We start from the raw sequence: 13,384 nt of genomic DNA on the forward strand, positions 1-13,384 counted from the left end.
CACGCGAGCGGCAGGCGGGCTTGTCCAATTGACTGAGCGCTGGAGCAACCATAGGCGCAGGGCCAACTCGGGCTTGACGCGGAGTCGGGAACCCGGGCGGACGGGAGTTCGATCTTGCCTTGTCGAGTGTCAAGAAAGCGTCAAGAGTTAGGTAAGGTAACGAAGTAGTTGAACCATCGAGCCGGCTGAACCGGCCACGGTTGCACCGAACAAGGTGATCCGGCCGATCGAAGCGGTCCAACTGGTCAAAGTGATCCACCCGGAACGGCGAGAAGGGAACAGCCGCTGACTGTCCACCACCTCAACCAGCTCCTGCTCGTGTGCTCGCTCGTTCTGCTCGTCGCGGTGGCAGCGGTTCGGATCTCGTCGCGCAGCGGGCTCCCCAGCCTGCTCGTGTACCTGGGCATCGGCGTCGCCATGGGCCAGGACGGCATCGGCGACATCCACTTCGACAACGCCGAACTGACCCAGGTCATCGGGTACGCGGCCCTGGTCGTGATCCTGGCCGAGGGCGGCCTCGGCACGAAGTGGAAGGAGATCAGGCCCGGGCTGCCGGCCGCCTCCTCACTGGCGCTGGTCGGCGTCTCGGTGAGCGTCGGCATCACCGCGACAGCGGCCCACTACCTGATCGGGCTGGAGTGGCGGCAGGCGCTCATCATCGGCGCGGTGGTGTCCTCGACGGACGCGGCGGCGGTCTTCTCCGTACTGCGGAAAGTGCCCCTCCCCGCGCGCGTGACGGGCATCCTGGAGGCCGAGTCGGGCTTCAACGACGCCCCGGTGGTCATCCTCGTCGTCTCGTTCTCCATGGCCGGCCCGGTGGAGCACTGGTACCACCTGCTCGGCGAGATAGCTCTGGAGCTGTCCATCGGAGCGGCCATCGGCCTCGCGGTGGGCTTCCTGGGGGCGTACGGACTGCGGCATGTGGCGCTGCCCGCCTCCGGCCTCTACCCGATCGCGGTGATGGCGATCGCGGTCACGGCGTACGCGGCCGGGGCGCTGGCCCATGGCAGCGGCTTCCTCGCCGTGTATCTGGCCTCGATGGTGCTGGGCAACGCGAAGCTGCCGCACTGGCCCGCCACGCGCGGCTTCGCCGACGGGCTCGGCTGGATCGCCCAGATCGGCATGTTCGTGCTGCTCGGACTGCTGGTCACCCCGCACGAGATGGGCGACGACATCTGGCCCGCGCTCGTCATCGGGCTGGTGCTGACCATGGTCGCGCGGCCGCTGAGCGTCGTGGCGGCACTGACGCCCTTCCGCATCCGCTGGCAGGAGCAGGCCCTGATGTCGTGGGCCGGGCTGCGCGGTGCGGTGCCCATCATCCTGGCCACGATCCCGATGGTGAGCGGCGTCGAGGAAAGCCGTCGCATCTTCAACATCGTCTTCGTCCTTGTGGTCGTCTACACCCTCGTCCAGGGGCCCACGCTCCCCTGGGTGGCCCGGAAGCTGGGTGTGTCCAAGTCCCCGTCGGAGACCGCCGACCTGGGGATCGAGTCGGCGCCCCTGGAGCGGCTGCGCGGACATCTGCTGTCCGTCGCGATCCCGGAGGGGTCGAAGATGCACGGCGTCGAGATCAACGAGCTGCGGCTGCCCGCGGGGGCGGCCGTCACGCTGGTCGTCCGCGGGGGAGAATCGTTCGTTCCGCTTCCCACGACCGTGCTGCGGCGCGGTGACGAGCTGCTCGTGGTGGCCACCGATCCCGTCCGGGACGCGGCCGAGCGGCGGCTGCGGGCGGTGGGCCAGGGCGGCAAGCTGGCGGGGTGGCTGGGGACGGGTGGGAACGGGGCGGAGGGGTGAGCCTTGGCGGCTCGGCTTTGTGGTTTCGATTCGTGGCTTGGCTTCGTGGCTTGGCTTCGTGGCTTGGATTCGTGGCTTGGCTTCGTGATTTGGATTCGTGGCTTGGCTTCGCGGCTGGGCTCGCGCCTCGACCTCTCGCCTCGACTTCGTGGCTCGCAAGCATTCGCAGGTCCTGAACGGGAGAGTGCCAGGTTTCACAGGGGCTGGGCCGTTTGGGCCTGTATCATCAAGGCGCATCTTGATCTAACCAACTCTGCCTGACGCAGAGCTGGCGCGACCGTATGGCGGCCGCGGTGCCCTCTGGCGGGCGGCCCGGCATCTACCGCAGTTCCGCGCAAGAGGACAGCTCTCGGCGCCTCCAGCCCCGTAATGGGGTCGCGCTACCAGGTGGCAGAAAGGCACGGGCCGTGGCATCCACGGTCACCTCGGAGTCCCCCGGGACTCCTGTCTCCTCCCGCCCGGGATACGGACAGCTGCTGCGTACGCGCGGCGCGTGGACGTTCCTGCTTCCCGGCTTCGCCGCGCGGCAGCCGTTCGCGATGCTGACCATCTCCATCGTCCTGCTCGTCCAGCACACCACCGGCTCGTACGGGGCCGCCGGCGCCGTCGCCGCCGTGACCGGTGTCTCCTTGGCACTGTTCGCGCCCTTCACCGGCCGCCTCGCCGACCGTCACGGCCAGCGGGCCGTGCTGCTGCCCGGCATCCTCCTCCACACGCTGGCGGGGCTCTCCCTGACCGCGCTGGCGCTCTCGGACGCTCCTCTGTGGGCCCTCTTCGTCGCCGCCGTGCCGACAGGCGCCTCGGTGCCGCAGATCGGGCCCATGGTGCGGGCCCGCTGGGGCGTCAAGCTCCAGGACTCGCCCCTCATGACCACCGCAGCGGCCTTCGAGTCCGTCACTGACGAACTCACCTTCGTGTTCGGGCCGCTCCTCGCGACCGCGCTGTGCACCGCCGTCGACCCGGCCGCCGGCCTGCTCACTGAGGCCGCTCTGACCCTGGTCGGCGGTCTGCTGTTTGCCGCCCAGCGTGGCACCCAGCCGGCCGTGGGCGTCGACGCCGGTGTCGACGGGCACGCGCGCGTGAAGCCCGCCTCCGCGTTGTCCGTACCTGGCGTGCGTGTGCTGATCGTGGCCTTCCTCGGCATCGGCGCCGTGTTCGGCGGCATGCAGGTCTCGCTCGCCGCGTTCAGCGAATCCATCGGCGAGCCCGGGCTCAACGGTGTCCTGTACGGGACCTTCGCCGCGGGCAACATGCTCTCCGGCGTCGTCTGCGGCGCGATCGCCTGGAAGGTGGCCCCGCGCCGCCGCCTCCTCGTCGCGTACGCCGCCCTGGGGCTGGCCGCCTCCGGGCTGTGGGCCGCCCAGTCTGTCGTCGTCCTCGCGGGCATCGGTCTCCTCGTCGGTGTGTGCATCGCGCCCGCCCTCATCACCGGCTACACCCTGGTCGACGGACTCGTGCCGGCCGGCGCCCGGACCGAGGCCTTCACCTGGCTCACCGGAGCGGTCGCGCTCGGGCAGGCGGCCGCCGTCACGGTCGCCGGGCAGCTGGAGGACCGCCTGTGGGACGGTGCCGGATTCCTCGTCCCGATGGGCGGCACGCTGCTGGCCCTGGCGACCCTCGTGACCCTGCGTTCACGGCTCTCGCCCCGGGTCGTGAGCCGGACCGTCGCACGTGGCGTGGGTCACCGAGTGCCGGTGGCAGTGGACTGATCCCGAGGAATACGTCACTATGGACCGTCGTTAGCACTCACTGAGTGAGAGTGCCAGGAGGAAGACAAGTGCCGACCTACCAGTACCAGTGCACCGAATGCGGCGAGGGCCTCGAGGCGGTGCAGAAGTTCACCGATGACGCCCTCACGGTGTGCCCCAGCTGCGACGGACGCCTGAAGAAGGTGTTCTCCGCGGTCGGCATCGTCTTCAAGGGCTCCGGCTTCTACCGCAACGACAGCCGCGGTTCGTCGTCCAGCAGCAGTCCGGCGCCGGCCTCGAAGTCGTCCACCGGATCGTCCGACTCGAAGACGTCGTCCTCGTCGGGCTCGGGCTCCAAGTCGTCCTCGGACTCGAAGTCGGGCTCCACGTCGTCGTCCACGAGTTCGTCCTCCGGCAGCAGCAACGCCGCGTAGCGCTCTCGCGAACTACCGTTCTTCACCGAAGACCTTGCCGTCGTACGACGGCAAGGTCTTCGGTGTTTCCGGGCCCGGCTAGGGTGCCGTTCATGGTGAACACGGAGAACGTCGAGATCGGCGTCATCGGCGGGTCGGGCTTCTACTCCTTTCTCGACGACGTGACCGAAATACAGGTGGACACGCCGTACGGAGCACCCAGCGACTCTCTGTTCCTCGGTGAGATCGCCGGGCGGCGGGTTGCCTTCCTGCCCCGTCACGGGCGCGGCCATCATCTGCCGCCGCATCGCATCAACTACCGGGCCAATCTGTGGGCGCTGCGGTCGGTCGGGGCGCGTCAGGTGCTCGGGCCGTGTGCGGTGGGCGGGCTGCGGCCCGAGTACGGGCCGGGGACGCTGCTCGTGCCGGACCAGTTCGTGGACCGTACGCAGTCCCGGGCGCAGTCCTACTTCGACGGGTTGCCGTTGCCCGGGGGTGAGGTGCCGAATGTGGTGCACGTGTCCCTTGCCGATCCCTACTGCCCCGCCGGGCGGGAGGTCGCTCTGCGGGCTGCTCGGGGGCGGGACTGGGAGGCTGTGGACGGGGGGACGCTCGTCGTCATCGAGGGGCCGCGGTTCTCTACCCGTGCGGAGTCTCTCTGGTATCGGGCGCAGGGGTGGTCCGTGGTGGGGATGACCGGGCATCCGGAGGCGGCGCTCGCTCGTGAACTGGAGCTTTGTTATACGTCGTTGACGCTGGTCACCGATCTCGATGCGGGTGCCGAGAGTGGGGAGGGCGTCTCGCACGACGAGGTGTTCAAGGTGTTCGCGGCGAATGTGGATCGGCTGCGGGGGGTTTTGTTCGATGCGGTGGCGGGGCTGCCGGCGAACGCTTCTCGGGATTGTCTGTGCGTGAGTGCGTTGGGTGGGATGGATCCGGGGGTTGAGTTGCCGTAGGTCGGGTGCCGGGTGCGTAGTGCCGGGTGCCGGGTGGTATGCGGCGCGTTGTCTTGGGGCGCGGGCCGTGCCGGTACGTCGAGCCCGCCGCGTGCCGGGTGTACGGCTGTGGGTTTTGAAGGTGCTGCTTGCCGGAGGAGCCCTATGCGGCGGGCTTTCGACGTACCGGCACGGCCCGCTCCCGTGCGTCGTCGGCTGCGGGTGCGTGCCCGTCTTCGTTCCGCTCTCCGTGCGTTGTCGGCTGCGGGTGCGTGCCCGTTTCCGTGTGTGTTCGGGGGCGGAACCTTTCCTTCGGGTGAGGGGGTTGTCCACAACTTGGGGGTTGTCCACTGGGCTCGGCGGGATTCTGGGCGAGGGCGCACGCTGGGGTCGCAAGCCGATCTCTCGACCCCTGGTGGTGGTACCCGTGTCGCAGCTCTCGTCCTTTCCGCGTCCGTTGGGCACGGATGTGCCCAGCACGTGTGAGGTGCCGCATTTCGCTCCCGTGCGGGTGCGGGGTGGGCGGTATCAGGTGCGGCGGCTCGTTCGGCAGCGGAGGCGGGCCTTGGCTGTTGGTCTCGCGGTGACTGCGGTGGCGCTTGTCGCGGCGGGGCCGAGGGAGAGGGAGGGGGAGAGAGGTACGGGGGCTCGGGGGCGTCCGGTGGTGGATGCTGTGCGGGAGCGGCCCGTTGAGATGGTTGCGGCGCCTGTGCGAATTGCCGATGGTGCGACTGTGCGGTTGCTCAGGGCCGGGGACCGGGTCGACGTTGTGGCGGCTGAGCAGGGGGCGGTGGGGCCTGGTGACGCTCGGGTCGTTGCGCGTGGTGCGCGGGTGACGAAAGTGCCCGAGTCGCCGGACAGTGTCTCGGAGGGTGGGGCGTTGGTTGTGCTTTCCGTGCCTCGGCCTACGGCTACGTTGCTGGCCGGGGCCGGCGCGACCTCTCGGTTGGCGGTGACCCTGTGCTGACCATGGCCAGGATGGCTGCCGTCAGGCTGTCAAGTCCCTCGTTGGAGTTATGGAATTGGACAGCGCTGCCAGGCCCTGACGTAGGTTGCGGAGCTGTTGATTCCACAGTTTGTGCGGCTGAAGAGGGGCTCCCTGGTGAGCGAGAAGAAGAAGGAACCGGGCGTCTGGGACGGCTTCAAGGCCTTCCTGATGCGCGGGAACGTCGTCGACCTGGCTGTCGCCGTGGTCATCGGCGCCGCCTTCACCAACATCGTCAACTCCGTGGTGAAGGGCGTGATCAATCCGCTGGTCGGTGCGTTCGGAACCAAGGACCTCAACCAGTACAGCTCGTGTCTGAAGGACCCCTGCCGGTTCGACGAGGCGACGGGGACCGCGACGAGCGGTATCCCCATCATGTGGGGCAGCGTCCTCAGCGCGACGCTGACCTTCCTGATCACCGCGGCCGTCGTGTACTTCCTGATGGTGCTGCCGATGTCCAAGTACCTCGCCAAGCAGGCGGCCCGCCAGAAGGCGAAGGAGGGGACGCAGGAAGTGATCGAGGTGAGCGAGCTGGAGGTTCTGAAGGAGATCCGCGACGCCCTGGTGGCCCAGCGCGGCTCCGGGCACAACGAGCAGTAGCTGCGAACGCGGTCCTGGCCGCCGTATGCGCGGCAACGGTTGTGTTGAGAGCCATGTGTGTCTTGCTTGCGGCCGTGCGTCGCGGCTGGGGCGCGGGGGTCAGATGTGGTGGGGCGGCTTCTCGTCCAGGAAGCGTGCCAGGTCTGCCGCGCTGTCGCCTGCGGGCCGCTCGCCCCAGCCGCGGTCCGTGTCGTCGGCGGACGGCCGGCTCAGCGGGTCGTCGAAGACCAGCGCGGACTTGGGGTCACGTGGTTCGGCGTCGGGGCGAGGGGGCTGGGCGGGGGTAGTGCTCATGCGTCCAGGGTACGGGGCGGGATCAGGGGGCGGGCCCGGTCGGGAGTTCCGGTGTGGGGCTCGGCGTGCTTCTGGATTTTTGGGGGGTTTCTGCTGTGCTTGGTCGCATGACGCCCGATGCCTCTTCCAAATCCGGTCCGCGCCGCTCACGAACCGTCCCCTCACCTCGGCCGTTGCGCAGGATGACCGCGCGCAGGCGTGACGAGGCGCACCGGGTCGCGTCGCCGCTGGAGCTGTTCTTCGATCTGTGTTTCGTCGTGGCGATCGCACAGGCGGGAGTGCAGCTGGTGCACTCCCTCGCGGAGGCGCACGCGGCAGAGGGCGTCCTGAACTACGCGATGGTGTTCTTCGCCATCTGGTGGGCCTGGATGAACTTCACCTGGTTCGCGTCGGCGTACGACAACGACGACGCCTTGTACCGGGTCGTCACGCTGATCCAGATCGCCGGTGTTCTGGTGCTGGCCGCCGGGGTGTCCCAGGCGTTCGAGGACCACGACTTCCTGTTGGTCCTGCTGGGCTATGTGATCATGCGGATGGCGCTGACCGTGCAGTGGCTGCGCGTGGCCCGGAACGCGGACGGCGCCGAGCGGCGGATGGCGTTGCGGTACGCGGGCGGGGTCCTGGTGTGCCAGGTCGGCTGGGTGGGGCTGGTGCTCCTGCCGGAGTCCGGCCGGCCGTGGCTGTTCCTGGTGATGGCGATCGCCGAGATGTGCGTCCCGCTGCTGGCGGAGAGGGAGTTCAGCACCGTCTGGCATCCGCACCACATCTCCGAGCGGTACGGGCTCTTCACGATCATCGTCCTCGGCGAGACCATCGCCGCGGCCACGATCGCCGTGAAGGTGGGGGTGGACGAGAACGACGCGTTGGGCGAGCTTCTCCCGATCGCCTCGGGCGGGCTGCTGATCATCTTCGCAGCGTGGTGGATCTACTTCGTCGTACCGATCCACGGCCATCTCAGCTCCAGCAGGAAGGCGTTCCTCTGGGGGTACGGCCACTACGTGATCTTCGCGTCGGCGGCGGCGATCGGTGCCGGGCTGGAGGTCGCGGTGGAGCAGGCGGTCGGCAAGGCGCACATCTCCACCCTGGCCGCGTCGGCCGCGGTGACACTTCCGACGGCGTTGTTCCTCGTGACGGTGTGGGTGCTGCACGCCCGCCACTACAAGGTGGGCACGGCGCAGCAACTGGTGCTGCCGGTCACGGCGTTGGCGGTGGCCCTGTGCACGTTCCTGGGTGACTGGGCGGTGTTCGCGGCGGGTGTGGTGGCCGCTCTCGCGGTGGTCGTGGGGGTGACGCTGACCGCCCGGATGGCCGCGCGGGAGGAGGGGGAGGAGGAAGCGGCCGGCGCGCCTGCCGCGTAGGGCGGGTCGACACTGGGCGTATGACAGTTGACGCTCTGACGGATGTGGCCGGGCTGCGCGTGGGGCACGCCACGAAGACCGGTGACGGTTGGCTCACCGGTACGACGGTTGTCCTCGCCCCGGAAGGTGGCGCGGTCGCCGCGGTGGACGTGCGCGGCGGTGGGCCCGGCACCAAGGAGACCGACGCGCTCGATCCGCGCAATGTGGTGCGGAAGGTCGAGGCGCTCGTACTGACCGGTGGCAGCGCGTTCGGGCTGGACTCGGCGACGGGTGTGATGGCCTGGCTGGAGGAGCGGGGGCGCGGGGTGCGGGTCGGGCCCGATCCGCTGCACGTGGTGCCCGTCGTGCCGGCGGCCTGTGTCTTCGACCTCGGTCGGGGCGGCGACTTCCGGGCCAGGCCGGACGCGGCGACCGGCCGTGAGGCGGTGGAGGCCGCGGCGGCGAGCGAGCCGAGCGCGCCTGTTCCGGAGGGGTCCGTGGGCGCCGGGACGGGAGCGGCCGTGGGAATGATGAAGGGAGGGGTCGGCACCGCGAGTGCCGTGCTCGAATCGGGTGTCACGGTGGCGGCGCTGGTCGTGGCCAACGCGGCGGGGTCGGTGGTGGAGCCGGAGACAGGGGCGTTGTACGGGGAGTTGGTCCAGGGGCTCTTGAGCTGTCCGGCAGAGGAGGTTCACGAGGCTGCGCGGGCGCGGCTCGCCGAGGCCGCGGCGAAGAACAGCCTTCCTCCGCTGAACACCACCCTCGCGGTGGTCGCCACCGACGCCGACCTGTCGAAGGCTCAGGCCCAGAAGCTGGCGGGCACGGCGCACGACGGCATCGCGCGTGCCGTCCGGCCGGTGCATCTCCTCCACGACGGCGACACGGTGTTCGCGCTCGCCACGGGGGCGCGTCCCCTGGCGGACGAGAACCCGCTCGCCCTCAACGAGATCCTCGCCGCCGGCGCGGACCTGGTCACGCGCGCCATCGTCCGAGCCGTACGCGCCGCCGAGTCGGTGGAGGGGCCGGGCGGGATGTGGCCGGCGTACGGGGAGTTGTACGGCGAGTCGCATGGTGAGTCGCACGGGCGGCGGTAGTGGGAGGGAGGGGTGGAGGGGGCGGGGCGGGGGCGGGGGCGGGCCCCCGGAGGGATGCCGCCGGGCCGGCCGGCCCAGTCGGCCCACCCGCCCGGAAGCCTCTACGGCACCGGAGAAACCGCCTTCCGGAGCGTGCGTAGGCACAAGGTCAGTGCCTCGTGCTTGGTTCCGCCGGTGCGGCCGCGTTGCCAGGCCACGTAGAGGAGGGACCACAGGGTCTGGACGATCCAGTCGACGTCCAGGGCGGGGTCGAAGGCGCCTTCGGTGTGGCCGCGTTCGATGAGGTGGGCGAGGGCGCGGTCGGCGTCGGTGTCCTCGTCCCAGCCCTCCCAGTTCCAGGTGGCGACCAGTGACTCGTCGAAGACGAGGGTGAGGGCGTCGCCGAGTTCGAAGAGTTCCTGGCACAGCCGTTCAAGGGCGGCGAGTGCCGGGCCGTCCTCGAGGCGGCTGCGGTCGGTCGCGGCGGCGACCTTTTCGAGGACGTCGGCGCCCAGGGCCTTCAGGAGGTCGGAGCGCTCCGCGAAGTAGCGGTGGACGGTGGTGCGGCCGACGCCCGCCGCGGCGGCCACGTCGCCGAGGGAGGCCCCGGAGTTCTTGGCCAGTACGACGGCGGCGGCGTCGAGGATGGCGCGCCTGGTGCGGCCTCGCACGCCGCTCCTCCTGTCGCTTACAGCGGTGTCCATGGGCTCCATGGGCACACTGTAGCGCCGCTCCATAATAAAACAGCGTTGACAGTTTTGGAACATTGATGTTCCACTCATGAGCATGGTTGCTCCGGAGAGTCTGCGGGTTCTTGCTTCGTTCGCCCGGCCGCACCGGCGAACGCTGGTGGTCGGGCTGTTGCTGGCGCTGGCCGCTTCGGCGTTGGGTCTGGCCACGCCGATGGTGACCAAATGGGTGCTGGACGCGCTCAACGACGGGAGTTCGCTGGGCGGTCCGGTGGTCGCGCTGCTCGTACTGCTGGTGATCGGCGCGGTGCTCTACCGCGTGCAGTGGGTGCTGCTGGGCACGCTCGGCGAGCGGGTGGTGCTGGAGGCCCGGGAGTCGATGGTGCGCCGGTACTTCCGGGCGACGATCCCCGCGGTGACCGCGCGGCCGCCGGGCGAGCTGGTCTCCCGGGCGGTCTCGGACACGGTGCTGCTGCGCGAGGCGGCCTCGTCCAGTGTGGTCGGGCTGATCAACGGCGTGGTGATGCTGGTCGGCACGCTGGTGCTGATGGGGTTTCTGGACCTGGTCCTGCTCGGCACCACGGTGGCGGCCGTGCTGGTGGTGATCGTCCTGTTCGCGCTGCTGATGCCCGGCATCGCGAAGGCGCAGGAGCGGGCGCAGGAGCACGTCGGCCGGGTCGGCGGCACCCTGGAGGGCACGCTGCGGGCGATCCGTACGGTCAAGGCGAGCGGGGCCGAGGATCGGCAGGCGGAGCGGATCGCGGCGGACGCGCGGGCCTCGGCGGAGTACGGCATCCGCGCGGTGCGGCTGGAGGCCACCGTGTGGACCATCGCCTGGACCGGGATCCAGCTCGCGGTGATCCTCATCCTCGGCGTCGGCGCCTGGCGGGTCGGGGAAGGGCAGTTGGAGGTGTCCAGCCTGATCGCCTTCCTGCTCTACGCCTTCGGGCTGATGGAGCCCATCACGGAGCTGTCGCAGGACCTCACCGCGCTCCAGTCCGGTATCGCCGCGGCGGAACGGATCCGGGCCGTGGACGAGTTGGACGCGGAGACGGACGGGCCGCCCGCGACGGACACGCGGGAGGAGCCGTCGGGCCATCGGCTGACGAGAGGTCCCGTGCCGGACACGAACGGTCCCGTGCCGGACACGCTAAGCCCCGTATCGGACACAAGCGGCCCCGCACCGGACGCGAACCGTCCCGTTCCGGACACACGCGGCCCGGCGCCAGACACGCACGGCCCAGTGCCGCACACGAACGATTCCGTGCCCGACGCGCGCGGCCCGGTGTTGGAGCTGAAAGGCGTCACGGCGTCGTACGGTCCCGGCCGGGAGCCTGCCGTGCGCGGGGTCGATCTGGTGGTGCCGACCCGTGGGCACACCGCGATCGTCGGGCCCTCCGGGGCGGGCAAGACGACGATCTTCTCCCTGCTGTTGCGTTTCCTGGAGCCGCAGGAAGGCGCGCTGCTGCTGGACGGTGTCCCCTACCACCGGCACAGCCACGCGGCGGTCCGTTCCAGGCTGGCGTATGTGGAGCAGGACACCCCGGTCGTCCCCGGCACCATCCGCGACAACCTGCTCATCTCCCGGCCGGAGGCGAGCGAGGAGGAGTTGCGGCAGGTTCTCGCGGACGTGCGGCTGACGGAGAAGGTGGAGTCGCTGGACGAGGGACTGGACACGGAGTTGTCGGCCGCGGCCGTGTCCGGCGGGGAGCGGCAGCGCATCGCTCTCGCGCGGGCGCTGCTGCGGAAGCCGGACGTGCTGCTGCTCGACGAGGCGACGGCCCAGCTCGACGCGCTCACGGAGTCGGCGGTCCACCACTGTGTCCGGCGGCGGGCGCGGGAGCACGCGGTGGTGACGATCGCGCACCGGCTGTCGACGGTGATCGACGCGGACACGATCGTGGTGATGGACGCGGGCGGTGTCCGCGCCCGGGGCACCCATGACGAGCTGCTCGCCACGGACTCCCTCTACCGCGATCTGGTCGAGGCGCTGCGCATCGCGGACACGGCCCCCGCCGACGCCCCCGCCAAGGCCCCCGCCGCATAAGGCGATTGTCCCGAATCTGTCACGTGATGGTGTTGATGGCGGGCTGTGGGAACCCGGGCGGGCGATGTTCCCCTCCTTCTCCATGGATCCGATCTTTCTCCACGGAACGGAGCGGATCACCCCCAACCGCGAGAACTGGAGCAGCCCGTGACAACGCCGGACACAACAGCGAGGCGCGCGCTGGTGGCCTGTGCCGCCCTGATGGTCGGCGCCCTGACCCTCACCGCGTGCGGCGGCGACGCCAATGCCGACAACAACAAGTCCGGGGACAAGAACGGCGACACCAAGACCTCCGCGGCGAAGATCCTCATCTCCGCCAAGGACGGCTCGACGGCGGCGTCGATCAACTCGACCGGGGTGAAGGTCAGCGACGGAAAGCTGACCGAGGTGTCGATGAAGGAGTCGGCCACGGGGACGGTCGTACCGGGGACGCTCGCGGCGAACGGGAAGAGCTGGAAGCCGAAGGAGCAGTTGGAGCGCGGGACCAAGTACCAGATATCGGCGACCGCGAAGGACGGCGACGGAAAGCCCTCGGCGGCCAACTCCATCTTCACGACGGTGTCCCCGGACAACAGTTTCATCGGGACGTACACACCGGACGGTGGCACGAAGGTCGGCGTCGGGATGCCGGTGTCGTTCACCTTCGACAAGGCGATCGGCGACGGGAAGTTCAGGAAGGACGTGCAGTCGCACATCACCGTCACGTCCAGCAGTGGGCAGAAGGTGGTCGGGCACTGGTTCGGCGCGCAGCGGCTGGACTTCCGGCCCCAGGCGTACTGGAAGGCCGGCTCCAAGGTCACGATGAAGATCGACCTGGACGGCGTCGAGGGCGCGAACGGCGTCTACGGGGTGCAGGACAAGACGGTCACCTTCACGGTCGGCCGCTCCCAGGTGTCCACGGTCGACGTCAACACACAGACCATGACGGTCGTTCGTGACGGCAGGACCGTCAAGACGATCCCGATCTCGGCGGGCAGCCCCGACAACAGCACGTACAACGGGCAGATGGTGATCTCGGAGAAGTTCCGGCAGACGCGGATGAACGGGTCGACGGTGGGCTACGGCGGCGAGTACGACATCGCGGACGTGCCGAACGCGATGCGGCTGACGACCTCGGGGACCTTCATCCACGGTAACTACTGGTACAACAAGGGCAATCCGCCCTTCGGGAAGCAGGGCACCAGTCACGGCTGCGTCGGGATGGCGGACGTGCAGGGCGCGGGCGGCGACACGGTGGCCAAGTGGTTCTTCGACAACTCGCTCGTAGGGGACGTCGTGACCGTCAAGAACTCCCCCGACAAGACGGTCGCACCGGACAACGGTCTCAACGGCTGGAACATGGCATGGAGTGCCTGGACCGCGGGAAGTGCCCTCTGACCAAGGGGTTTTGAGCATTCGCCGGGGCGGGGGGGGGCAACCCCCCCCGCCCCCCCCCGCGGGGGGGGGGGGGTTTTTTGATTTCAGACCAGTAGTTATACCCCCCCGGGGTCAGGATTGACACCCCACCAGAAAATGACAAACAAACGGAG

Annotated in this window: 12 protein-coding genes; 10 read left to right on the plus strand and 2 right to left on the minus strand. The window is 69.5% G+C overall.

Annotated features, from left to right (window positions below; translation table 11 throughout):
• The first annotated feature begins 318 nt into the window (after positions 1-318).
• The 6 genes from ACIBEI_RS47005 to mscL all read left to right on the plus strand — a co-directional run bounded on the left by ACIBEI_RS47005 (position 319) and on the right by mscL (position 6,415).
• Entirely contained in the window at positions 319-1,794 is a 1,476-nt protein-coding gene (locus ACIBEI_RS47005; RefSeq protein ID WP_398897397.1) for a potassium/proton antiporter, read from the plus strand.
• Positions 1,795-2,201: 407 nt separating this feature from the next.
• Positions 2,202-3,503: an MFS transporter gene (locus ACIBEI_RS47010; RefSeq protein WP_398897399.1), complete on the plus strand. Its 1,302-nt coding sequence runs from the start codon at positions 2,202-2,204 to the stop codon at positions 3,501-3,503.
• 68 nt (positions 3,504-3,571) lie between these two features.
• Positions 3,572-3,916: an FmdB family zinc ribbon protein gene (locus tag ACIBEI_RS47015; RefSeq protein WP_398897400.1), complete on the plus strand. Its 345-nt coding sequence runs from the start codon at positions 3,572-3,574 to the stop codon at positions 3,914-3,916.
• Positions 3,917-4,008: 92 nt separating this feature from the next.
• Positions 4,009-4,851 (plus strand): S-methyl-5'-thioadenosine phosphorylase, encoded by an 843-nt coding sequence (locus tag ACIBEI_RS47020; RefSeq protein ID WP_398897401.1) that lies wholly within the window; start codon positions 4,009-4,011, stop codon positions 4,849-4,851.
• 394 nt (positions 4,852-5,245) lie between these two features.
• Positions 5,246-5,797 (plus strand): hypothetical protein, encoded by a 552-nt coding sequence (locus tag ACIBEI_RS47025; protein ID WP_398897402.1) that lies wholly within the window; start codon positions 5,246-5,248, stop codon positions 5,795-5,797.
• Between the two features lie 135 nt (positions 5,798-5,932).
• Complete coding sequence (mscL, locus tag ACIBEI_RS47030; RefSeq protein ID WP_079052789.1) at positions 5,933-6,415, plus strand: large conductance mechanosensitive channel protein MscL; 483 nt, start codon at positions 5,933-5,935, stop codon at positions 6,413-6,415.
• A gap of 99 nt (positions 6,416-6,514) precedes the next feature.
• On the opposite strand, the gene ACIBEI_RS47035 is transcribed toward mscL, so the two are convergent.
• Positions 6,515-6,709 carry a hypothetical protein gene (locus tag ACIBEI_RS47035; protein ID WP_398897403.1) on the minus strand — a complete coding sequence of 65 codons (195 nt, stop codon included), beginning with the start codon at positions 6,707-6,709 and terminating at the stop codon, positions 6,515-6,517.
• 107 nt (positions 6,710-6,816) lie between these two features.
• On the opposite strand from ACIBEI_RS47035, the gene ACIBEI_RS47040 reads away from it, so the two are divergent.
• Together ACIBEI_RS47040 and ACIBEI_RS47045 are read left to right on the plus strand one after the other, a co-directional pair.
• Positions 6,817-8,067 (plus strand): low temperature requirement protein A, encoded by a 1,251-nt coding sequence (locus ACIBEI_RS47040; protein ID WP_398897405.1) that lies wholly within the window; start codon positions 6,817-6,819, stop codon positions 8,065-8,067.
• 20 nt (positions 8,068-8,087) lie between these two features.
• Positions 8,088-9,140, plus strand: coding sequence for a P1 family peptidase (locus tag ACIBEI_RS47045; RefSeq protein ID WP_398897406.1), 1,053 nt, complete (start codon positions 8,088-8,090; stop codon positions 9,138-9,140).
• Positions 9,141-9,241: 101 nt separating this feature from the next.
• Here ACIBEI_RS47045 and ACIBEI_RS47050 read toward each other — a convergent pair whose 3' ends face one another.
• Positions 9,242-9,790, minus strand: a complete 549-nt coding sequence (locus ACIBEI_RS47050) for a TetR/AcrR family transcriptional regulator (RefSeq protein WP_398897408.1) — start codon at positions 9,788-9,790, stop codon at positions 9,242-9,244.
• 109 nt (positions 9,791-9,899) lie between these two features.
• On the opposite strand from ACIBEI_RS47050, the gene ACIBEI_RS47055 reads away from it, so the two are divergent.
• Positions 9,900-11,855 (plus strand): ABC transporter ATP-binding protein, encoded by a 1,956-nt coding sequence (locus ACIBEI_RS47055; protein WP_398897409.1) that lies wholly within the window; start codon positions 9,900-9,902, stop codon positions 11,853-11,855.
• A 147-nt stretch (positions 11,856-12,002) separates the two neighbouring features.
• A complete protein-coding gene (locus tag ACIBEI_RS47060) occupies positions 12,003-13,232 on the plus strand; it encodes an Ig-like domain-containing protein (RefSeq protein WP_398897410.1) in 1,230 nt (409 codons plus the stop codon).
• Positions 13,233-13,384 lie beyond the last annotated feature (152 nt).

Source organism: Streptomyces sp. NPDC050988 (genome assembly GCF_044456225.1).
In the GTDB taxonomy this organism is placed as follows: Bacteria; Actinomycetota; Actinomycetes; order Streptomycetales; family Streptomycetaceae; genus Streptomyces.

Bases quoted from the DNA above. Each gene is read 5' to 3' on its own strand.
- ACIBEI_RS47055 (WP_398897409.1), top strand. From the start codon at position 9,900: ATGAGCATGGTTGCTCCGGAGAGTCTGCGGGTTCTTGCTTCGTTCGCC.
- ACIBEI_RS47035 (WP_398897403.1), bottom strand. From the start codon at position 6,709: ATGAGCACTACCCCCGCCCAGCCCCCTCGCCCCGACGCCGAACCACGT.
- ACIBEI_RS47020 (WP_398897401.1), top strand. From the start codon at position 4,009: ATGGTGAACACGGAGAACGTCGAGATCGGCGTCATCGGCGGGTCGGGC.
- ACIBEI_RS47045 (WP_398897406.1), top strand. From the start codon at position 8,088: ATGACAGTTGACGCTCTGACGGATGTGGCCGGGCTGCGCGTGGGGCAC.
- ACIBEI_RS47040 (WP_398897405.1), top strand. From the start codon at position 6,817: ATGACGCCCGATGCCTCTTCCAAATCCGGTCCGCGCCGCTCACGAACC.